A 20,829-nucleotide genomic window follows, 5' to 3' on the forward strand; every position below is an offset into this window, starting at 1 on the left:
GAGAAACCGAGGAACACCATGCTCGACGCTTACATCTATTCCGGCCTACGCACCCCGTTCGGCCGCCTCGCCGGCGCCCTCGCCCCGGTCCGTCCCGACGACCTGGCCGCCGCCGTGATCCGCCAGCTGGTGGCCGACTCCCCGTTCGATGCCGGACAGATCGAGGACGTGGTGCTGGGCTGCGCCGGCCAGGCCGGCGAGGACAGCCGCAACGTCGCGCGCCACGCCGTGCTGCTGTCCGGCCTGCCGCCGTCGATCCCGGGCCAGACCGTGAACCGCCTGTGCTCGAGCGGCATGGCCGCCGTGCTCGACGCGGCCCGCGCCATCACCAGCGGCGAGGGCGAGCTGTACATCGCCGGCGGCGTCGAGAGCATGAGCCGGGCGCCGTTCGTCGTCGCCAAGAGCGAAGCGGCGTTCGGGCGCGATTTCAAGGTGTTCGATTCGGCCCTCGGCGCGCGCTTCCCGAACCCGCGCATCACGGCGCAGTACGGCGGCGACACGATGCCGCAGACGGCCGACAACGTCGCGGCCGACCTGGGCATCGGCCGCGCGGACAGCGACCGCTTCGCGGCGGCGTCGCAGGCGCGCTACGAGGCGGCCCGCGCGGCCGGCTTCTTCGCGGGCGAGATCATGCCGGTTGAGGTCCCGACCGGCAAGAAGACGCCGCCGCGCTTGGTGGCCGAGGACGAACAGCCGCGCCCGGGCACGGACGTGGACACGCTGGCGCGGCTGCGCACCGTCAACGAAGGCGGCGTCACGACGGCGGGCAACTCCTCCGGCCTGAACGACGGCGCCGCGGCCCTGTTCATCGGCAGCCGCGCGATCGGCGAGCGTGCCGGCGCCCGACCGATGGCGCGCATCCTGGCCGGCGCCGCATTCGGCGTCGAGCCGCGCGTGATGGGACTCGGCCCCGCCTACGCGATCCCGAAAGCGCTCGAGCGCGCCGGGCTGACCCTCGCCGACATGGACATCATCGAGATCAACGAGGCCTTCGCGGCGCAGGTGCTGGGCTGCCTGAAACTGCTGGACGTGGCCTTCGACGACCCGCGCGTGAATCCGAACGGCGGCGCGATCGCCGTGGGCCACCCGCTCGGCGCCTCGGGCGCCCGCCTGGCGCTGACGGTGGCGCGCGAGCTGGAGCGGCGCCAGGGCCGCTATGCGGCGATCAGCCTGTGCATCGGCGTGGGCCAGGGCCTGGCCGTCGTCATCGAACGCGTATAAACGGAGGAGCCGCATGTCCGGAACACTGTCGCACCTCCGCGTCCTCGATTTGACGCGGGTCCTTGCCGGCCCCTGGGCCTGCCAGATGCTGGCCGACCTCGGCGCCGAAGTCATCAAGATCGAACGGCCGGGCAGCGGCGACGATACCCGCGCCTGGGGACCGCCGTACCTGAAGGACGAGGAAGGCCGGGACACCCGCGAGTCGGCCTACTTCCTGTCCACCAACCGCGGCAAGAAGTCCGTCACCCTCGACATCGCCACGCCCGAGGGCCAGGCCATCGTGCGCAAGCTGGCCATGGAGAGCGACGTCTTCATCGAGAACTACAAGGTCGGCGACATGGCGCGCTACGGCCTGTCCTACGAGCACCTGAAGGCACTCAACCCGCGCCTCGTCTATTGTTCGGTGACGGGTTTCGGCCAGGATGGCCCGATGTCCTCCTTCGCCGGCTACGACTTCGTCATCCAGGGCATGGGCGGCCTGATGAGCATCACGGGCGAACGCGACGACTTGCCGGGCGGCGGGCCGCAGAAACTGGGGGTCGCCTTCTCGGATCTGATGACGGGCATGTACGCGAGCGTCGCCATCCTCGCCGCGATCGAACACCGCCACACGAGCGGCGAGGGGCAGTACATCGACATGGCGCTGCTGGACGTGCAGGTGGCCGCCGTGGCCAATATGAACATGAACTACCTGGTGTCGGGCAAGGTGCCCAAGCGCCAGGGCAATGCGCACGCCAACATCGTGCCCTACCAGGTGTTCCGCACCCGCGACGGCCATATGGTCCTCGCCGTCGGCAACGACCGCCAGTTCGCAAAATTCTGCGACATCGCCGGCTGCGCGCACCTGGCCGGGGACGAACGCTTCGCGACCAACGCCAACCGGGTACGCAACCGCGAGATCCTCGTGCCGATGCTGGAAGAAGTGCTGCTGGGGCGTACCACCGCCGAATGGGTCGCGCCGCTGGAAGCCGCCGGCGTGCCTGCAGGCCCGATCAACGACATCGCCCAGACCTTCGAGCATCCCCAGGTCAAGCACCGCAAGATGCGGGTCGACCTGCCGCATCCGCAGGCAGGCACCGTTCCCTCGGTGGCCAACCCCATCAAGTTCTCGGCGACGCCCATCGCCTACGGAAGCGCTCCGCCCCTGCTCGGGCAGCATACGCAGGACATCCTGGGCACGCTGGCAGGCTTGTCGGCGGCCGAGATCGCGGCGCTGAAGGACAAGGGCATCGTCTGAATGCCGCGCATGGGGGCCCCCTTCGAGGTCGTACCGGCGCTGGTCGAGGAACCGGGAGTTTGACGATCCGCCAGCGCCACCGGCGCCCCTGCGAACATCATCTCTTCCAATAACGCAGCCACCTCCGGAAGCGGCCTTGCGCATCGAACAGGGCGAACCCGTACGCCAGCCTTGCGGGCACCGTCACGACGATCCGGGTTCCCTGCCCGGGCGTGCTCGCGACATCGATGGCCGCGCCGATGTGCGCCGCGCGTTCGCGCATGCCCGTCAGCCCCCAGTGTCCCGGCCGCCCGCCCCCTTGCGCCACCTCCGGCGCCAGGCCGCTTCCATCGTCGCGCACGCGCAGCGTGAACGCCGAGGCGCCGTAGTCCAGCTCGACCACCACCTGCCGCGCCCCCGCATGGCGCGCCGCATTGAACAGCGCCTCGCGGCCGATCGCGTACACGTCGTCGCGCACCTGGGGCTTGAGCGGCTTGGTCACGCCGGCGACATGCAGCGCGAACGCATGGCCGCCATAGTGCGCAAGCTCCTGGCCGAACGCTTCCAGCGCACGGTGCATTTCGCCGGACGATGCTCCCGCACGCAGGTCCATGATCTCGTCCCGCCCTTCCAGCAGCGTGCGGCGCGCCAGGCGCAGGACGCGTTCCAGCTTGGCACGCTCGCCCGTCCCTTCCGGCAGCGCGTGCAGATGCGCGCCGAACGACATCAGCAATCCCTGCACGCTTTGCAGTACCGTATCGTGCAGCGAACGGGCGATCCGCGAGCGTTCTTCGAGCCGTCCCTGGAGACGCTCTTCCATGCGCCGGGTCAGGTAGCGGATGCGCAGCGCGTAGCCCGCGTACAGCGCCAGTCCGAGCGCGAGCACCAGCGCCAGGCGGAACCAGCCCGTCTGCACGAAGGTGGCGGGGATGTCGATGTCGAGCGTGGCGGCCTGCGGGTTCCAGACACCGTCCTCGTTGGCCGCCGTCACCTCGAAGCGGTACGATCCGGGCGCGAGGTTCGTGTAGGAAGCGGCGCGCCGCCCCATGGCATCCTGCCACGCCGGGTCGACACCCTGCAGCCGGTAGCGGAAGCGCACGCGCTCCGGCAGGGCCAGGGCGAGTCCGGTGAACTGGATACGCAGGTTGTCCGTGCCCCTGGGCAGCGCCAGCGCGCCGCGCCCCTGTACGTCGTGCAGGTCGCCACGGGCCGCCACGCTGCGGATCAGGACGGGCGGCGGCAAGGAATTGCGATAGATATGCGCCGGGTCGACCAGGGCGATCGCACTCCCCGTCGCGAACCATAGCATGCCATCGTCCGCCCGTACGAGGGAAGGCAGCGGGCGCAGTTGCGCCGCTTGCCCGCGCAAGCCGTCCAGGGCGTCGAAGCGCGTGAACGCGACCTCGACATGCTCCGGATCGCGCAGCCAGGCCGCCAGCGCGGCTGCCTCGATGCGGTAGGCGCCGTCCGCGCCGTGCAGCCACAGGTCGCTGTCCTCCAGGCGCACCATGCCGGAGACGCCGCGGAAGGTCTCGCCATGCGTGCCGCGCAGCGCCAGGAAGCGCCCGCCCTGGTACAGCATCACGCCGCGCTCCCCCGCCGCCCACATGCGGGGGCCGTCGCGGTACAGACAGAGGACGCTGCCCAGGCCCAGGCCTGCGCCCTCGCCGAGCCGGCGCACGGCGCCTCCGGACTGTCCCGGCCCCAGGATGCTGATGTGGTTGTGCGCGTGGCCCATCCATACGGCGCCCTGCTGGTCCACCGCCGTGCTGATGACGAATTCCGCCGGCCATCCGGTGATGCCGCCGTTCCGCGTCCACTGGTCGTCCTTCAGCCGATACAGTCCCGCGCTGCCGAACGATACCCACAGCCCCCCGTCCGCATCCTCCTGGATCGCCTGGGTGCCGATGCCGCGCGCCTCCGGCGGCGGACCGATTTCCCGCACGGTGCCGTCCGGCGCCCGGTAGCGCAGGCCCTGATTATGGGCGAACCACAACCCGCCGTCGCGGCTGCGATGGCTCGCCGAAAAATAACCCTTCAGGACGCGACGGCTGGAGCCGTCCGCCGCCATGCTCAGTACGTCGCCGTCGTAGCTGCCGACCCAGATGCGGCCATCGGGTCCCGCCACCATCCCGGGATGGTCGAGCGCGCGTTCCACCTGTAACGGCATCACCCGGTTGCGCCGCAAGCGGTCGAGGCCTCCCGACGTGCCGACCCACAGATTGCCCTCGCGGTCCTGGAAGAAGGATTGCGGCAGCGGCCCGCTCAAGCCGGTCGCCAGCGTGACCCGCTGCGGCGACGACCCGGGCCGGCAGGAACCGGCCACACGCTCGATGGCGTCGGTCTGCATCAGCCACATGCAGCCCTCGCGGTCGAAGCGCAGCGCCGTACCGACCAGGACCGGCGCCATATCCCGCGTCGAGGAAGGCGCGGTCGTGCGCAAGCGGTAGTAGCGGTTCCGGTCGTCTGCGGCCCAGACGGTGCCGTCGGGGCCCTCCGCCATGCTCATCAAGGGCATCCGCGGCCATGCCTGCGTAAAAGCCCGCTGTCCGGGACGGCGGAAGAACGCGCCGTCCATCGACCCCACCCACTCGGTACCGTCGCGCGCGAACAGCACATGGAACGCGGTCTTTTCCGGAAGGCCCACGTCGCGGCCCATCGGCTGGAAGCGTGCCGCCCCGCGCGCGATGCGCGATACCCCGCCCCGCGCGGCGACCCACACGGCGCCATCGGGCGCGGTCTCGATGTGGAAAATGGCGCCGGAAGGCAAGCCGTCGCGGGTGGTGAAGGTGCGCGCGCCGTCCCGGTTCAGCATGGTCACGTTGCCGAACCGGTAGCCGACCCAGAGCGCCCCGTCCGCGGCCGCGGCCAGCGCGAGTGGGTCGGTCGAATACAGCGGGTGGCCGTAGACGCTGTCCTGCCGCTCGAACTGCACGCCGTCGAAGCGGTACAGCCCCGTGGTGGTCGCAATCCACAACCACCCGTCGCGGTCCTGGGCGATCTTCAACACGTCGATCGGGGCCCCCTTCAGGGCATCCCAGGCCGTATGGGTGTAGTCGGACAGGATGGGCGTACGGGGAGCGGCGCCGGCAGGCGCGTGGCTTGCCAGCAGCGCGAGGAGGACGAGCGGGGATGCAAGGATTCGGAGCCAGGACATTCGCAAACCGTTGGCGGAAGAAGCGGCGACATGATCAATCTCGCAAGTTTAATGGCGAATTGTAGGAATGTCATTCGAAACGGACGCAGCACGCCGCGCGCTATCCATTGATATATCTAGACGCAAGCCGGCTCCCCTGACGACAATGCGTCCATGCTTCGAGGGGTCCGCCCCTCGGCTGGTAAATCACGTCGGGCGGCGCACCGTCCCGCCGACGCCATTCAGGGAACACACGCATGACTTGGTCCGACACAGTCTCCCGACGGATCACCGCGCCGCTGGACGGTGCGATCGCGCGCGGCGCCATGCCCCTGCGCGTGATGGTGGTCGACGACCATCCGATGATGCGTGAAGGGATCGCCGCATCGCTCGAGGCCATGGGCGGCATGGACATCGTCGCGATGGCCTGCAACGGCGAAGAAGCCATCGCCGAATACGATCGCAGCCTGCCGGACGTCGCGCTGATCGACATGCAGATGCCGGTGCTCGACGGCCTGCAGGCGATCGCCCGTATCCGTGCCAGGCACCCCCGTGCGCGCATCATCGCCCTGACGACGTTCGGAGGCGACGTCCGCGTCGCGGAGGCGCTGCGTGCCGGCGCCGCCGCCTACCTGCTGAAGGACGTGCGGGCCGCCGACCTCGCGCAGGCCATCCGCACGGTCCACCAGGGGGCGGCGCTGGCCGCACCGGGCCAGCGGGATGCGGCAACGTACCATCCGGCGGATGCGCTTTCCGCCCGCGAACTCGACGTGCTGCGCCTCGCCGCCGGCGGAAACTCGAATCGCAGGATCGGCGAGCTTCTGAATATCAGCGAGCCGACCGTCAAATGCCACATGAGTGCGATCCTCGAGAAGCTCGGGGCAAACGATCGCACCCATGCGGTGACACTCAGCCTCAGGCGCGGCTACATCACGCTCTGAGGCGTGCATGGCGACCGGCCTGGTCCTCCAACCACCTCACTTCAAGAGACCACGATGAAGCTATTCAGACACGGACAACCGGGCAGCGAACGCCCGGGCATGCTGGACGGGCACGGCAGGCTGCGCGACCTGTCCGCACACCTCCCCGACATCACCGCGCAGGCACTCGCCGACGGGAGCGTGGCCGCGCTGGCCGGGATCGATCCGCGCCAGCTGCCCGAGCTCCCCTACGACGTCCGCTACGCCCCGCCGGTCGCCGGCATCGGCAAGCTGGTCGCCATCGGCCTGAACTACCGCGACCACGCCGAGGAAGCCGACCTGCCCATCCCCACCGAGCCGGTGGTGTTCTTCAAGCCGACCACCGCCATCAGCGGCGCCGACGATCCGATCGTCAAGCCGCCCCACGCCACCCGCCTGGACTGGGAGGTCGAGCTGGGCGTCGTCATCGGCAAGCGCGCCAGCTACGTCACGGAGGACCGGGCACTGGATTACGTGGCCGGCTACTGCGTCGTGAACGACGTCACGGACCGCGGCTTCCAGTTCCAGAGCTCCCAGTGGGACAAGGGCAAGAGCGCCGATACCTTCGGCCCGCTCGGCCCCTGGCTCGTCACGCGCGACGAGGTGCCGGACCCGCAGGGGCTGGCGATGTGGCTCGACGTGAACGGCCAGCGCCGCCAGACCGGCAATACGGCCACGATGATCTTCGGCGTGGCGCACCTGGTCGCCTACTGCAGCCGCTACATGACGCTCGAACCCGGCGACGTGATCTGCACGGGCACGCCGCCCGGGGTATCGATGGGCATGAAGCCGGAGCCGCAATGGCTGAAGGAAGGCGATGAAGTGGTCCTGTCGATCGCCGGCCTCGGCGTCCAGCACCACGTCGTGACGGCGTTCGAAGGTCCCCGCGACTAGCCCGACGCCACTCGGCTTCCGCGCGGGAAGCGGAGTGGCTCCGGGACACGGCATTCACGTCGTCCTGAACCAGCCGACCAGCACCGAGATCGTCACGATGGACAGGACCGTGGACACGAGGATGCTGCCGGCGATGCCACCCGCCTCGCGCTTGTACATATTCGCCAGCATGAACGGTCCGGTACCCGTCGGCAGGGCCGCGAGCACGACGGCCATGCCCGTCAATGCCGGCGGCAAATGGAAGACCCGGTCGGCCAGCACCCAGGTCAGCAAGGGCTGGCCGACCAGCTTGAGCGCGACCTGCACGCCGAGCTCCGGCAAGCGTGGCCGCGCCTTCTGCTCGGCGATGAACAGGCCCAGCGCCACCAGCGCGCATGGGCTGGCGGCCTGCGCGAGCAGCGTCAGGAACCGGTTCGCCCCCTCGGGCAACGGCGGAGCGAAACCGGCGTACAAGGCGCCCAGCGCCGGGGCCAGCAGCAGGGGGTTCTTCAGCAGCGACCACCCGACCCTGGCCGCGATGTCCCAAGCGCTGCCCTGCTCCCGCACCCCGAGCTCGACGACCGTGACCGCGACGCCGAACAGCACGCACACGGTCAGGATCGCCGTGATCGTCACGGGCGTCATGCTCGACGGCCCGAACGCCGCGAGGCACAGCGGAAAGCCGATGAAGCCGACGTTCGCATAGGCCGCGTTCAGGCCGTCCAGGCTCGCGTCGGCCAGCGCGCCGCCGCCCGCGCGCCGCAGCACCACGGTCAGCACGTAGATGGCGGCGCTGGCCAGGCCGAAGGCCGCGATGAAGCCGGGCTGGTCGAGCTCCCTCCACGTCGATTTCGCCATGATCTGGAACAGCAGCGCGGGCATCGCGAGATACACGACGAAACGGTTCATCTCGAACGCGCCGGCCGCGCCGATCCAGCCGCGCTGGCGCGCCAGCCAGCCGGCACCGACCAGGGCGAAGATCGGCAGGACGATGGAGAACAGGACGGTCACGTCAGCCCTTCCAGTCGCGCAGGAAGTCCAGCAGCTGGGCGTTGACGATCTCCGGCTGCTCTTCCTGCGGCAGGTGGCCGGACTGCGGCACGGCAAAGGTGCGCAGGTCGCTCGCCATCTCGGACCAGATCGCCGCCATGTCGAACATCTTGCCGACGGCGTGGAAGTCGGCGCCCCACAGCGACAGCGTCGGGCAGGCGATCCTGACGTGCGCGTCGGCCTTGTCCTGCTCCACGTCCTCGGCGATGGCGCGGTAGTCCGCCATCGCCCCGCGCACGGCGCCCGGGCGGCGGTAGGCCTCGACGTAGGTGCGGAAGTCGTCGCCGTCGATGGCCAGCGGGTTGTAGCACCAGTCGGAGAACAGGTGGCGCAGCCACAGGTCCTCGCGGCCCGCGATCAGCGCCTCGGGCAGGTCCGGCACCTGGTTGAAGATGAAGAACCAGTAGGATTTCGCGACCGCGGGGCTGAACTCGCGCGCCACGATACGGGTCGGCACGTTGTCCATCACCACCAGGCGCTCGACCACCTCCGGATGATCCTTGACGAAGCGGGTCGCCACGCGCGCGCCGCGGTCGTGGCCAACGAGCGCGATGCGGTCGATGTCGAGCGCGCGCAGCAGCTCGCGCAGGTCGCGCGCCATGTTGCGCTTGTCGTAACCGCCCGCCGGCTTGTCGGTTTCGCCGTAGCCGCGCAGGTCCGGTGCGATGACGCGGTAGTGCCGTGCCAGCACGGGGATCTGGTGGCGCCAGGCGAAGCTGGTCTCGGGGAAACCGTGCAGCAGCACGACCGGCGCGCCCGCCCCGGCCTCCAGGTAGTGCTGGCGGATGCCGTTGGCGGTGACGGTGTGGTGCTTGATGTCGATGCTCATATTGTCCTCGCGGTGTGATGAAGCGCGTATTGGAGCAAAGGGCTTCTTCCCCGGTATCTGCATAAAGGCCGGGTCCGTCGAAAAGGGGAAAAAATACGACTTTAGTCGGTATGACCCATCGCCAGGGCTTCCTAGACTCCTGCCATTCGACACACCCGGCAGGAACGAGACATGGACGAACACACCCCGCAGGCGCAACGCCCGGCACGCGACCCGGACGCCCCTCATGCGCTTCCCTTGAGACGCCGCGATTTCCTGCGCGGCGCCGCCGGCCTCGCATTCGCGTCCACGACCGCTGCATCGCCTGTTTCCCCTGCCGCTTCCACCGCCTACGCCCCCGGCTTCTTCACCGCCGCCGAATGGGCCTTCGTGCAGGCCGCCGTCGACCGCCTGATCCCGGCCGACGGCAACGGTCCGGGCGCCGTCGAAGCGGGCGTGCCCGTGTTCCTCGACAAGCAGATGCAGCTCCCTTACGGCCACGGCGCCTACTGGTACATGCAGGGCCCTTACCACCCCGACGCTCCGCCCACGCTGGGCTACCAGATGCGCCTGGCGCCGCGCGAGCTGTACCGCGCCGGCATCGCCGCCATCGACCGCGCCGCCCATGCCGCGCATGGCAAGCCGTTCGCCGCCCTCGACGCCGGCGCCCGCGACGCGATGCTGACGCTGGCCGACACGGCCGCGCTGGGCCAGGACACGGCGCTCGCCGCCGCGTTCTTCGGCCTGTTGCTGCGCAATACGCGCGAAGGCTATTTCGCCGACCCCATGTACGGCGGCAACCGCGGCATGGCCGCCTGGAAGATGATCGGCTTCCCCGGCGCACGCGCCGACTTCACGGACTGGATCGACCAGCAGGGACGTCCCTATCCGTTCGGACCGGTCGCCATCGACGGATCGCGGGAGCGCGCATGAAACCGGTCGATGCCGTGATCATCGGCTACGGATGGACCGGCTCCATCATGGCCAAGGAATTGACCGACGCCGGCCTGTCCGTCGTCGTGCTGGAACGGGGCCCGCAACGCGATACGGGCACGGACTTCGTCTATCCGCGCATCGCCGACGAGCTGAAATACGCCGTCCGTGGCGACCTGTGGCAGCCGCTCGCGGGCGAGACGGTGACCGTGCGCCACCGCCCGGGCGAGACGGCCGTGCCCTACCGCCAGTACGGCTCGTTCATCCTCGGCACCGGTACGGGAGGGGCCGGCGCCCACTGGAACGGCCAGCAATGGCGCGCGTCGCCGAACGACCTGCGCCTGCGCAGCGTCTACGAGGAGCGCTACGGCAAGAAGTTCATCCCCGCCGACATGACGATCCAGGACTACGGCATCGCGTTCGAGGAACTGGAACCCTGGTTCGACCACTTCGAGAAGGTCAACGGCGTGGCCGGCATCGCCGGCAACCTGCGCGGAACCCTGCAGGACGGCGGCAACCACTACGAGGGCGCGCGCAGCCATCCCTTCCCCGCCGCGCCGCTGCCGCCGATCCTGAGCTCGCAGCTGTTCGCGCGCGCCGCCGGGGAACTGGGCTACAAGCCCTTCCCCGTGCCGGCCGCGAACAGCACCACGGCCTACACCAATCCCTACGGCGTGCGCATGGGTCCGTGCAACCTGTGCGGCTTCTGCGAAGGCTTCGGCTGCTTCCTGTATTCCAAGGCGGCGCCCCAGACGACGATCATCCCGGTCCTGAAGGGCCGCCCCAGGCTGGAGGTGCGGCACAACGCCTACGCCACGCGGATCCTGCTGGACAAGAGCGGCAAGCGCGCCACCGGCGTGCGCTACGTCGATGCCAGCGGGCGCCAGGTCGACCAGCCGGCGGACATGGTGGTGCTGGCCAGCTTCCAGCTGAACAACGTGCGCATGCTGCTCCTGTCGGGCATAGGCCGCCCCTACGACCCGGTCAGCGGCAAGGGCGTGGTGGGCAAGAACTACGCCTACCAGATCGTCAGCAGCACGACGGCGTATTTCGACGAGGACGTCCACATGAATCCCTTCGTCGGCGCCGGCGCGGCCGGCCAGATGGCCATCGACGACTTCAATGCCGACCATTTCGACCATGCGGGCAAGGGCTTCGTGGGCGGCGCGATGATCTTCGCGGGGGCCACCGGCGGACGTCCCATCGTGCAGATGCCGCTGCCGCCGGACGCGCCGCGCTGGGGCAGCGGCTGGAAGAGCGCCGTGCGCAAGCACTACGCCCACACGAGTTCCGTCGCCACGATGGGCTCCGTGATGTCCTACCGCGACCGCTACCTGGACCTCGATCCGACCTACCGCGACGCCCACGGCCTGCCCCTGCTGCGCATGACCTTCGACTGGCATCCGAACGAACTCAGGATGACCGCCTTCACCTCGGCAAGGGCCGCCGAGATCGTCCAGGCGATGAAGCCGCAGCGCATGAGCCAGCACATCATCAAGCCGGGCGACGCCTACGATGTGCGCGTCTACCAGTCCACCCATAACACGGGTGGGGCGATCATCGGCACCGACCCGTCGAACAGTGTCCTGAACCGCTATTCGCAATGCTGGGACGTGCCCAACGTGTTCGTGTTCGGCGCCTCGTCCTTCCCCCAGAACATCGGCTACAACCCGACCGGCCTGGTGGGCGCGCTGACCTATTTCGCCGCGGCCAGGATCCGTTCCACCTGGCTCAGGACCGGCGGCCCGCTGGTGCACGCATGAGGATGCGCATGAGGACACGCATGCGGATGCGCACCCTGGCCATCGGCATCGCCGCCGCCGCGCTCGCCGCCGGCCTCGGGCTGTTCGGCGCCACGCGCTGGTCGGACGCGAACACGGGCGCCCATCCGCGCGCCGGCAGCGCCGATCCCGCCACGATCGCGCGCGGCGCCTATCTCGCCCGCCTGGGCGACTGCGCCGCCTGCCACAGCGTGGCCGGCCAGCCCCCGTTCGCCGGCGGTCTGCGCATGGAGACGCCGATCGGCGCGATCTACACGAGCAACATCACGCCGGACCGCCGCCACGGCATCGGCAACTACACGCTGGCCGACTTCGACCGCGCGCTGCGCTACGGCGTCGCCAACGGGCACACGCTGTATCCCGCCATGCCCTACTCGTCGTATGCCCGCACGACGCCGGAGGACGTAGCCGCGCTGTACGCCTACTTCATGCATGCCGTCGAACCGGCCGCCGTGCCGGAGCGCCCCAACGAAATCCCGTGGCCGCTGTCGATGCGCTGGCCGCTGACGGTGTGGCGCTGGGCCTTCGCGCCGGAACCCGCGCCGTTCAGCTTCGCGGGCGACCCGGTGCTGCGGCGCGGCGCCTACATCGTCGAGGGCCTGGGCCATTGCGGCGACTGCCATACACCGCGCGGGCCGGGACTGCAGGTACGCGCGTTCGGGCCGCAGGACGGCCCCGCCTACCTGTCCGGCGCCATCATCGACGGCTGGCACGCGCCGAGCCTGCGCAACGGCGACCGCACGACCATCGGCGCGTGGAGCGAGGAACAGATCGCCGAGTTCCTGCGCACCGGCAGCAATGCCCACGGCATGGCCTTCGCGTCGATGAACGAGGTCGTCGCCAACAGCACCCAGTACCTCAACCCGGCCGACGCCACCGCGGTGGCGCGCTACCTGAAGTCGGTCGGGGATGCCGGCACCGTGCAAGGCAAGTATGCCTACGACCCGGCCACCAGCCGCGCGCTGCGCAGCGGCGACGCCGGCGCGCGCGGCGCCATGCTCTACCTAGACAACTGCGCCGCCTGCCACCGTCCCGACGGCAAGGGCTACGAAGGCGTGTTCCCCGCGCTCGCAGGCAACCCCGCCGTCGCGGCGGCGCCGCCGGATTCCGTCATCCGCATCGTCCTCGAGGGCATGCAGACGGCGCGCACGCAGGCCACGCCGGCCCAGTTCACGATGCCGGCCTTCGCGGGCCGGCTGAGCGACGCGGAGGTGGCGGACGTGGCCACCTTCGTGCGCGGCAGCTGGGGCAACCGGGCCCCCGCCGTCGAGGCGCGCGACGTCGCCAGGCTGCGCCGCTAGCACCCACCTTTTCCACCACCAAGCAAGGATCTCACCATGGAACAAGCAACGATCGACACCGCGCGCCGCAGCGCAATCGTGGGCGGCGCCATCGCCACCGCAGCCGCCGTCGCGACGGCGCTGCCGGCCAGTGCCGCGCCCGCCGGCAAGCTGCACCGCACCGCCAGCGTCCTGACGACGCGCGACAACGTCGAGATCTACTACAAGGACTGGGGCCCGCGCGACGGCCAGCCCGTCGTCCTGAGCCACGGCTGGCCGCAAAGCGCGGACAGCTGGGACGCGGCCGCATTCCACCTGGCCAGCAACGGCTTCCGCGTCGTCTTCCACGACCGCCGCGGCCACGGCCGCTCCAGCCAGCCCTGGGAAGGCAACGACATGGACCACTACGCGGACGACCTCGCGCAACTGATCGAGGCGCTGGACCTGAACAACATCATCCTGGCGGGCTTTTCGACGGGCGGCGGCGAGGTCGCGCGCTACGTGGCCCGCCACGGCACGAAACGGGTCGCCAAGCTGGCGCTGGTCTCGTCCGTCACGCCGCTGATGCTCAAGACCGACAGCAACCCGAACGGGCTGCCGATGGCCGTGTTCGACGGCATCCGCGCCGCGTCGCTCGCCAACCGCGGCCAGCTGTACCTCGACTTCGCCTCCGGCCCGTTCTACAACTACAACCGTCCGGGCGCCAAGCCGTCGCAAGGCCTGATCCTCGCGTTCTACAACCAGGGCATGCAGGCCGGCCACAAGAACCTGTATGACTGCATCAAGGCCTTCTCCGAGACGGACTTCCACGAGGACCTCAAGAAGTTCGACAAGCCGACGCTGATCGTCAACGGCGAGGACGACCAGGTCGTGCCGCTCGACGCGGGTGGACGCGCGGCGGCGCGCATCATCAAGCACGCCAAGTTCATCACCTACCCCGGCGCCCCGCACGGCCTGCCCGATACCCACAGGGAGCAGTTCAACGCCGACTTCCTGGCGTTCGCGAAAGCCTGATCCGCGCCGTGCCGCGCCCCCGCCGGCGCGGCACGGGTCCGCCCAACCGCATCGAAAGGACCGATGATGTTCCGCCCCTCTTCCTTCGCCGCCGCCGCCGCCGTCGTGGCCGCGGCGCTGCTGGCGACGCCCGCCAGCGAAGCCGCCGCCCCGATGGCGCGCGGCGACAATCCGGGCTACTACCGGATGCTGCTCGGCGACTTCCAGGTCACCGCCCTGTCCGACGGCAGCCACGTGTTCCCGGTCGACACCGTCATGATCGACACCACGCAGGAACAGGTGGCCGCCGCGCTGGCCAGGGACGACCTGGCGCTGCCGATCCAGGGATCGATCAATGCCTTCCTCGTCAATACGGGCAGCAAGCTCGTACTGATCGACACGGGCGCCGGCGCGCTGTACGGTCCCTGCTGCGGCAAGCTGCTGGACAACCTGCGCGCCGCCGGCTACCGCCCGGAGCAGGTCGACGAGGTGCTGCTGACCCACCTGCACAAGGACCATGTGGGCGGCGTGCTGCACGACGGGAAGATCGCCTTCCCGAACGCCGTGATCCGCGTCGCGCGCACGGACGCCGACTACTGGCGCAGCCGCACGCGCCGCGATGCGGCCCCGGAATTCCTGCGCAGCTTCTTCGACAGCGCCGATGCCGCGCTGGCGCCCTACGAAGCGGCCGGCCGCCTGCGTCCGTTCAGCGGCGACGTGGAGCTCCTGCCCGGCATCCGCAGCGTGGCCGAACCCGGCCACACGCCCGGACACACGGCCTATCTGGTGGAGAGCCGCGGCCAGAAGCTGCTGCTGTGGGGCGACATCGTGCACGTGGCCCCCGTGCAGCTGGCCGACCCGCGCGCCGCCCTCAAGTACGACAGCAGCGACAAGGACGCGCAGCGTGCCCGCGCCGCCCTGTTCGCGCGCGCTGCCGCCGAGCATTTCTGGATCGGTGCCGCCCACGTTTCCTTCCCCGGCCTGGGGCATGTGGCGCGCGACGGCGACCGCTACCGCTGGGTGCCGGCGAACTACGAGGCTGCGCCGGGCAGCGGCCTGTGATCCGCGCGGACGCCACGGCGTCCCTCTTACGACTTCACTCCAGGAACACCCTCATGTCTTACACGATCAAGGTCAACGGCCAATCCCATGCCGTCGACGTCACCGGCGACACGCCGCTGCTCTGGGTACTGCGCGACGTCATCGGCATGACCGGCACCAAGTTCGGCTGCGGCATCGCCCAATGCGGCGCCTGCACCGTCCACGTCGACGGCATGCCGGTGCGCTCGTGCGTGCTGCCCGTGTCGGCCGTCGGCGAACGGCAGGTCACGACGATCGAGGCGATCGGCGAGACCGGCACCGGCAAGCGGGTACAGGCCGCCTGGCTGGCCGTCGACGTCGTCCAGTGCGGCTATTGCCAGTCGGGCCAGATCATGGCCGCGACCGCGCTGCTGAACCACAACCCCGCCCCCACCGATGCCGACATCGACGCCGCCATGTCCGGCAACCTGTGCCGCTGCGCGACCTACGTGCGCATCCGCGCCGCCATCAAGCAGGCGGCCAGCGGCAGGGTCGAGGTGGCCCAGGCCATTCCCGCCGCCGCACCGGGGGTGCGTCCATGAGCGCGCGCGACGATACCGTGGCGGCAGGACGGCGCGGCGTCCTCAAGGCCGGCGGGCTCGCCGTCGGCTTCCTGTGGCTGGGCGCCGGCAAGCAAGCCATGGCGCTCGTCGATCCGCACCGACAGGCCGGCGATGCCGCCGCCGCGGCCGCGGACGGCGCGCCGCCATTCGCCCCGAACGCCTTCGTGCGCATCGATGCGGACGGCACCATCCGGCTGGTGATGCCGGGCGTCGAGATGGGCCAGGCAATCTACACGGGATCGTGCATGCTGCTGGCGGAAGAACTCGACGTCGGCCTGGACCAGATCCGGCTGCAGCATTCGCCACCGAGCGATGCCCTGTACGGCATGAAGCTGCTGAAGGGCCAGATCACGGGCGGCTCGACCGGCACGCGCAGCACGTTCACGGAGCTGCGCCAGGCCGGTGCGGTGGCACGCACGCTGCTCGTCGCCGCGGCGGCGGCACGCTGGAAGACGAATCCGGCGGCCTGCACGGTCGAACGCGGCGTGATCCACCACCGCGCATCGGGGCGCCAGCTCCGCTATGCGGACGTCGCCGTGGCCGCCGGCAAGCTGCCGGATCCGGGCGCGGTCACGCTCAAGCCGCGCAGCGCGTTCCGGCTGATCGGCAAGCCGATGGCGCGGCTCGACGCCGCCGGCAAGGTCAACGGCAGCACGCCGTTCGGCATCGACGTGCAGGTGCCGGGCATGCGCACGGCCACGGTGCGGGCCTGCCCCGTCTTCGGCGGCACGCTGGCCCGGCTGGACGACCGCGCCGCGCGCGCCGTGCCCGGCGTCGTCGACGTGCTGCGCATCGACAATGCGGTGGCTGTCGTCGCGACCCATTTCTGGGCCGCCCGGCGCGCCCTGGACCTGCTGGACATCACCTGGCACCACGGGCCGAACGCCACGCTCACGACACAGCAGCTGCGCGACGGCCTGGCCGCCAGCCAGGCGAACGGCAAGGCCATCGTCGCGCGCGAGGAAGGCAGCCGCCCCGCCGGCGACCTGGTCAGCGCGACCTACAGGATGCCGATGCTCGCCCACGCGACGATGGAGCCGCTGAACGCGACCGTGCACGTGACGGCGCGCCGCTGCGAGATCTGGGCCGGCACCCAGGTGCCCACGCACGTCGTCGCCAACGCGGCGAAGCTCACGGGGCTGCCCGTCGAGGACATCGTGCTGCATCCGCAATACCTGGGCGGGGGCTTCGGGCGCCGCCTGGAAACGGACTACGTCGACCAGGCGGTGAAGTTCGCGCGGCTCGTACCGTATCCGCTGAAGGTCGTATGGACACGCGAGGAAGACATCCGCCACGACATCGTCCGTCCCATGTACCACGACGTCATTTCCGCCGTCGTCGACGGACGCGGCTTTCCCGTCTGGTACGGCGACCGCATCTGCAGCGCCACGGTGCTGGGCCGCTGGCGCCCCGGCAGCCTGCTCAAGAACGGCCTCGACCACGACGTGGTGGAATCCATCGCCGAGATCCCCTACGACGTGCCGCGCATGAAGGTCGAATGGGTGCGGCACGACATGCCGCCCGGGCTGCTGGTGGGCTGGTGGCGCGGCGTGGGCGCGCTGCACAACCTGTTCATCGTCGAGAGTTTCTTCGACGAGCTGGCGCACCGCGCGAAGGCCGACCCGGTCGCATGGCGCCGCGCGCTGCTGCGCGACAATCCGCGCACGCTGGCGCTGCTGGACCTGGCCGCGGCCAAGATGGGCTGGGGTGGTCCGCTGCCCGCGCGCACGGGCCGCGGCGTCGCCGTGGGCGAGCCGTTCGGCAGCAGGGTGTGCGCGATGGTCGAGGTGGAGGTGAGCGCGGAAGGCGACGTGCTCCTGCGCCGCGCCGTCGTGGCCGTCGATTGCGGCATCCCCGTCAATGTCGGTTCGATCGAATCGCAGGTGCAGGGCGGCCTGCTGTTCGGACTGAGCGCGGCCCTGTTCAACGAGGTCACGATCGAACACGGCGCCATCCAGCAAAGCAATTTCAACGACTACCGCATGATACGCATGAACGAAACCCCGCACGTGGAAGTCCACATCGTCGACAGCGGCGAGGCACCGGGCGGCATCGGCGAACTGGGCACCGCGATCGCGGCGCCGGCCCTGTGCAACGCCATCCACGCGGCCACCGGCGTGCGCCTGCGCGAACTGCCGGTGCGCCGCGAGCTGCTGGCACAGAAAGGACGCAAGGCATGAAGCGCACCCTCGTCCTGGTCCCGCTGGCCCTGGCCGCCTGCGCGGCCGCCGCCTACGCCTTCCTCAACCGTTCCGACCCCTCGCCGGGGACGGCGCCCGTCCTGCACGGAGCGCCGCCGTCGGCGGCGCTGGTGGCGCGCGGCGCCTACCTGGCGCGCGCGGCCGACTGCGTCGCCTGCCATACCGCCCCGGGCGGCAAGCCGTTCGCCGGCGGCCTCGCGTTCAAGCTGCCGTTCGGGACGCTGTACGCGTCGAACATCACGCCCGACCGCGACACCGGCATCGGCGCCTGGAGCGACGACGACTTCGTCCGCGCCATGCACGACGGCATCCGCAAGGACGGCAAGCGCTTGTATCCGGCCTTCCCCTACACGTCGTACTCGCAGCTGAGCCGCGACGATGCGCTGGCGATCAAGGCTTACCTGTTCAGCCTTCCCGCGACCCATCAGGCCACGCCGGAGCCGGACCTGGCCTTCCCCTTCAACCAGCGCTGGGCGATGGGCTTCTGGAACGCCGCGTTCTTCAGGAGCGCCCGCTTCGCGCCGGCCCCGGACCGCTCGCCCGAATGGAACCGCGGCGCCTACCTGGCCACCGCCCTCGCCCACTGCGCCGAATGCCACACGCCGCGCAACATCGGCTTCGCGCTGGACCACGGCAAGGAACTGGGCGGCGCCGTCGTCGACGGCTGGCTGGCGCCGAACATCACGCCGGACCCGGTGCACGGCATCGGCGGCTGGACGGACGCCCAGCTCTACCAGTACCTGCGGCTGGGCCACACGCCCGGCCGCGGCAGCGCCGGCGGCCCCATGGGCGAAGCGGTCGAGAACAGCCTGCAATACCTGGACCACGAGGACACGCGCGCGCTGATCGTCTACCTGCGCAGCATCGCGCCGCGCACGGACGGGCCGGCGGGTGGCGCGGGCACGGGCCGCGCCACGGGGTCCGCCGCCGTCGGCGCGGCCGCCTACGGGCCGGCCGCGGACACGCCGGCACAGCTGCGCGCCGGCCTGCGGTTGTTCGAAGGCAGCTGTGCCAGCTGCCACCAGTGGAACGGCACGGGGCCGCAATCGGAGTACGCGGCGCTGGCCGGCGCCCGTTCCGTGCACGATCCGTCGGGCCGCAACATCGTGCAGACGCTGCTGCACGGCGCCCACCTGCGCATCGGCACGCAGGACGTGTTCATGCCGGCGTTCCGGACGCTCAGCGACGCGGAAATCGCCCAGGTGAGCAATTACGTGATCCACCAGTTCGGGGGCAGGCAGGGCGCCGTGACGGCGGAGACGGTGGCGGCGCAGCGCAAGCAGTAGCGGCGCGGACCAGCGCGGACGGGCGCCAAGTTGGGCGTCGGAAGTACGCGCCGCCGTGCTGTCAACTCCAATCCCTACAATAAGCGCACCCAGTTGCCCTTGTAGAGGATCGGCCCGGTGGGACCCTGCGGATCCGGCGAGCCGCCCTTGGGTTCGAGCGACACCGCCAGCAGCGCCACGTCCGCGCCCAGTGCCTGCGTGCCGAGCGCCAGCGTGCTCGCGCCCTCCTTCGGCAACAGGCCGAGCGAACGGGGATTGCCGCGCGCCGGCACGGCCCACAGCTGCAGCGTCCTGTCGTCGGCGACGGCGACATTCCCGACCAGCCGCACGGTGAGCACATTGCGCCGCGTGTCCCCGGTCAGCAACAGCACCGGCTGCGCCTTGTCGTCGGCCAGCGTGGCGACGTAGTCCGGCTGCGCCGGCTGCTGGCGGTAGGCGACCAGTGCGCCGCCGAGCACGAGGACACCGGCCAGCGACACGGCGCCGACCCAGCGCCACAGCAGCAGCGATTCGTTGCGCCAGAACTGCCAGGCGGCGTGGGCGCCGCGCAGGTCCAGCCGCCGTGCGATGGTGTTCCAGACGCGCCTGGGCGGCGTCCGCGCGCCGGCGAATTCGGCCATCGGCGCCAGCCGGTCCTGCCATTCCACGACGGTGCGGCGCAAGGCCGCGTCGTCGTGCAGGTAGGATTCGAAACGGCGCCGCGCGCGGCCGCGCAAGGTGCCGAGCACGTACTCCGCCGCCAGCTTGTCGCGCAGGACCGGTTTGTCGCGCAGGTTCATCGCCGCTCGCCTTTCGCCAGGCAGGTCTTGAGCTTGTCCAGGCTGCGGCGGATCCACGTCTTGACGGTACCGATGGGCAGCGCCATCCGCTGCGCCACGTCGTTGTGCGACAGGTCGTGGAAGAACGCCAGGCCCAGCACCTGACGGTGCAAGCCTTCCAGCGCCGACATGCAATAGGCGAGCGCCCTGGCGTCGCGGCTGAGCGACAGCGAGTCGATCGGCGTCGCGGCCGGGTCGCGCAGCGCGTCGGCGATCCGGGCGTCGAACTGGTCGGCATCGATCTCGGCATCGTTGCCCGTCCGTTGCAGGAGGTCGAAGGCCTTGTTGCGGACGATGGTCGTCATCCACGTCATCGGCGCCGCCAGGTGGCTTTGATAGCTGGCGGCGTTGTTCCAGATCGCGATATAGCCGTCCTGCAGCGCTTCCTCGGCCAGTTCGCGCCTGCCCAGGATACGCAGGGCGAAGCCGAACAACTTGGCCGAGGTGGCATCGTACAACTGGCGGAAGGCGGCGGCGTCCTGCCGTGCCGCGCCGTGCAGCCAGGTGCGCAACTGCGCGGGGTCGGGAGTGCGGGGATCGGACATGCAGGCCTTGTCGTTGGGAGCGCGCGAATACGGTGTGAATGTTGGTTGCAAAAATAGCACGCTTGCTGAGGCGCACGATTGGTTTC

General features: G+C 70.2%; 17 protein-coding genes. 12 read left to right on the plus strand and 5 right to left on the minus strand.

The features are described from left to right. Positions 1 to 18 precede the first annotated feature (18 nt). Positions 19 to 1,221 carry a 3-oxoadipyl-CoA thiolase gene (locus ACI1V7_RS24280; RefSeq protein ID WP_404534540.1) on the plus strand — a complete coding sequence of 401 codons (1,203 nt, stop codon included), beginning with the start codon at positions 19 to 21 and terminating at the stop codon, positions 1,219 to 1,221. A 13-nt stretch (positions 1,222 to 1,234) separates the two neighbouring features. Continuing rightward, on the plus strand, positions 1,235 to 2,458 hold the full coding sequence (locus ACI1V7_RS24285; protein ID WP_404534542.1) for a CaiB/BaiF CoA transferase family protein: 1,224 nt from the start codon (positions 1,235 to 1,237) through the stop codon (positions 2,456 to 2,458). A gap of 97 nt (positions 2,459 to 2,555) precedes the next feature. Here ACI1V7_RS24285 and ACI1V7_RS24290 read toward each other — a convergent pair whose 3' ends face one another. Continuing rightward, entirely contained in the window at positions 2,556 to 5,594 is a 3,039-nt protein-coding gene (locus ACI1V7_RS24290) for a sensor histidine kinase (protein ID WP_404534543.1), read from the minus strand. Positions 5,595 to 5,830: 236 nt separating this feature from the next. Between ACI1V7_RS24290 and ACI1V7_RS24295 the strand changes: the two genes are divergently transcribed. Next, complete coding sequence (locus tag ACI1V7_RS24295) at positions 5,831 to 6,514, plus strand: response regulator transcription factor (RefSeq protein WP_404534544.1); 684 nt, start codon at positions 5,831 to 5,833, stop codon at positions 6,512 to 6,514. A gap of 54 nt (positions 6,515 to 6,568) precedes the next feature. Then, positions 6,569 to 7,426 (plus strand): fumarylacetoacetate hydrolase family protein, encoded by an 858-nt coding sequence (locus ACI1V7_RS24300; RefSeq protein WP_404534546.1) that lies wholly within the window; start codon positions 6,569 to 6,571, stop codon positions 7,424 to 7,426. Between the two features lie 54 nt (positions 7,427 to 7,480). Here the strand turns inward: ACI1V7_RS24300 and ACI1V7_RS24305 are convergent, their stop codons facing one another. After that, positions 7,481 to 8,416, minus strand: a complete 936-nt coding sequence (locus ACI1V7_RS24305) for an AEC family transporter (RefSeq protein ID WP_404534548.1) — start codon at positions 8,414 to 8,416, stop codon at positions 7,481 to 7,483. 1 nt (position 8,417) lies between these two features. Beyond that, the gene (locus tag ACI1V7_RS24310) at positions 8,418 to 9,284 is read right to left on the minus strand and encodes an alpha/beta fold hydrolase (protein WP_404534549.1); all 867 of its coding nucleotides are present in this window, start codon (positions 9,282 to 9,284) and stop codon (positions 8,418 to 8,420) included. 171 nt (positions 9,285 to 9,455) lie between these two features. Between ACI1V7_RS24310 and ACI1V7_RS24315 the strand changes: the two genes are divergently transcribed. From ACI1V7_RS24315 to ACI1V7_RS24350, 8 genes are all read left to right on the plus strand, one after another. Continuing rightward, the gene (locus ACI1V7_RS24315) at positions 9,456 to 10,196 is read left to right on the plus strand and encodes a gluconate 2-dehydrogenase subunit 3 family protein (RefSeq protein WP_404534550.1); all 741 of its coding nucleotides are present in this window, start codon (positions 9,456 to 9,458) and stop codon (positions 10,194 to 10,196) included. Beyond that, on the plus strand, positions 10,193 to 11,959 hold the full coding sequence (locus ACI1V7_RS24320) for a GMC family oxidoreductase (protein ID WP_404534551.1): 1,767 nt from the start codon (positions 10,193 to 10,195) through the stop codon (positions 11,957 to 11,959). Before ACI1V7_RS24315 ends, ACI1V7_RS24320 begins: the two co-directional genes overlap by 4 nt. A 20-nt stretch (positions 11,960 to 11,979) precedes the next feature. Next, complete coding sequence (locus tag ACI1V7_RS24325; protein WP_404534553.1) at positions 11,980 to 13,278, plus strand: cytochrome c; 1,299 nt, start codon at positions 11,980 to 11,982, stop codon at positions 13,276 to 13,278. A 36-nt stretch (positions 13,279 to 13,314) separates the two neighbouring features. Then, complete coding sequence (locus tag ACI1V7_RS24330) at positions 13,315 to 14,271, plus strand: alpha/beta fold hydrolase (protein ID WP_404534554.1); 957 nt, start codon at positions 13,315 to 13,317, stop codon at positions 14,269 to 14,271. Positions 14,272 to 14,334: 63 nt separating this feature from the next. Then, positions 14,335 to 15,312: an MBL fold metallo-hydrolase gene (locus ACI1V7_RS24335; protein WP_404534555.1), complete on the plus strand. Its 978-nt coding sequence runs from the start codon at positions 14,335 to 14,337 to the stop codon at positions 15,310 to 15,312. 53 nt (positions 15,313 to 15,365) lie between these two features. Next, complete coding sequence (locus ACI1V7_RS24340; RefSeq protein ID WP_404534556.1) at positions 15,366 to 15,872, plus strand: (2Fe-2S)-binding protein; 507 nt, start codon at positions 15,366 to 15,368, stop codon at positions 15,870 to 15,872. Next, positions 15,869 to 18,073: a xanthine dehydrogenase family protein molybdopterin-binding subunit gene (locus ACI1V7_RS24345; protein WP_404534558.1), complete on the plus strand. Its 2,205-nt coding sequence runs from the start codon at positions 15,869 to 15,871 to the stop codon at positions 18,071 to 18,073. Before ACI1V7_RS24340 ends, ACI1V7_RS24345 begins: the two co-directional genes overlap by 4 nt. Then, a complete protein-coding gene (locus ACI1V7_RS24350) occupies positions 18,070 to 19,380 on the plus strand; it encodes a c-type cytochrome (protein WP_404534559.1) in 1,311 nt (436 codons plus the stop codon). Before ACI1V7_RS24345 ends, ACI1V7_RS24350 begins: the two co-directional genes overlap by 4 nt. Positions 19,381 to 19,454: 74 nt before the next feature. Here the strand turns inward: ACI1V7_RS24350 and ACI1V7_RS24355 are convergent, their stop codons facing one another. Next, entirely contained in the window at positions 19,455 to 20,159 is a 705-nt protein-coding gene (locus tag ACI1V7_RS24355; protein ID WP_404534560.1) for an anti-sigma factor, read from the minus strand. After that, entirely contained in the window at positions 20,156 to 20,743 is a 588-nt protein-coding gene (locus ACI1V7_RS24360) for a sigma-70 family RNA polymerase sigma factor (RefSeq protein WP_404534561.1), read from the minus strand. The genes ACI1V7_RS24355 and ACI1V7_RS24360 overlap by 4 nt, the downstream gene beginning before the upstream one ends. Positions 20,744 to 20,829: the final 86 nt, after the last annotated feature.

It is taken from the genome of Massilia paldalensis (assembly GCF_044901715.1).
GTDB lineage: Bacteria > Pseudomonadota > Gammaproteobacteria > Burkholderiales > Burkholderiaceae_D > Telluria > Telluria paldalensis.

What these genes read in the sequence shown, in the direction of transcription:
- ACI1V7_RS24280 (WP_404534540.1), top strand. Translation starts at nt 19, where the DNA reads ATGCTCGACGCTTACATCTATTCCGGCCTACGCACCCCGTTCGGCCGC.
- ACI1V7_RS24285 (WP_404534542.1), top strand. Translation starts at nt 1,235, where the DNA reads ATGTCCGGAACACTGTCGCACCTCCGCGTCCTCGATTTGACGCGGGTC.
- ACI1V7_RS24290 (WP_404534543.1), bottom strand. Translation starts at nt 5,594, where the DNA reads ATGTCCTGGCTCCGAATCCTTGCATCCCCGCTCGTCCTCCTCGCGCTG.
- ACI1V7_RS24295 (WP_404534544.1), top strand. Translation starts at nt 5,831, where the DNA reads ATGACTTGGTCCGACACAGTCTCCCGACGGATCACCGCGCCGCTGGAC.
- ACI1V7_RS24300 (WP_404534546.1), top strand. Translation starts at nt 6,569, where the DNA reads ATGAAGCTATTCAGACACGGACAACCGGGCAGCGAACGCCCGGGCATG.
- ACI1V7_RS24310 (WP_404534549.1), bottom strand. Translation starts at nt 9,284, where the DNA reads ATGAGCATCGACATCAAGCACCACACCGTCACCGCCAACGGCATCCGC.
- ACI1V7_RS24315 (WP_404534550.1), top strand. Translation starts at nt 9,456, where the DNA reads ATGGACGAACACACCCCGCAGGCGCAACGCCCGGCACGCGACCCGGAC.
- ACI1V7_RS24320 (WP_404534551.1), top strand. Translation starts at nt 10,193, where the DNA reads ATGAAACCGGTCGATGCCGTGATCATCGGCTACGGATGGACCGGCTCC.
- ACI1V7_RS24325 (WP_404534553.1), top strand. Translation starts at nt 11,980, where the DNA reads ATGCGGATGCGCACCCTGGCCATCGGCATCGCCGCCGCCGCGCTCGCC.
- ACI1V7_RS24330 (WP_404534554.1), top strand. Translation starts at nt 13,315, where the DNA reads ATGGAACAAGCAACGATCGACACCGCGCGCCGCAGCGCAATCGTGGGC.
- ACI1V7_RS24335 (WP_404534555.1), top strand. Translation starts at nt 14,335, where the DNA reads ATGATGTTCCGCCCCTCTTCCTTCGCCGCCGCCGCCGCCGTCGTGGCC.
- ACI1V7_RS24340 (WP_404534556.1), top strand. Translation starts at nt 15,366, where the DNA reads ATGTCTTACACGATCAAGGTCAACGGCCAATCCCATGCCGTCGACGTC.
- ACI1V7_RS24345 (WP_404534558.1), top strand. Translation starts at nt 15,869, where the DNA reads ATGAGCGCGCGCGACGATACCGTGGCGGCAGGACGGCGCGGCGTCCTC.
- ACI1V7_RS24350 (WP_404534559.1), top strand. Translation starts at nt 18,070, where the DNA reads ATGAAGCGCACCCTCGTCCTGGTCCCGCTGGCCCTGGCCGCCTGCGCG.
- ACI1V7_RS24355 (WP_404534560.1), bottom strand. Translation starts at nt 20,159, where the DNA reads ATGAACCTGCGCGACAAACCGGTCCTGCGCGACAAGCTGGCGGCGGAG.
- ACI1V7_RS24360 (WP_404534561.1), bottom strand. Translation starts at nt 20,743, where the DNA reads ATGTCCGATCCCCGCACTCCCGACCCCGCGCAGTTGCGCACCTGGCTG.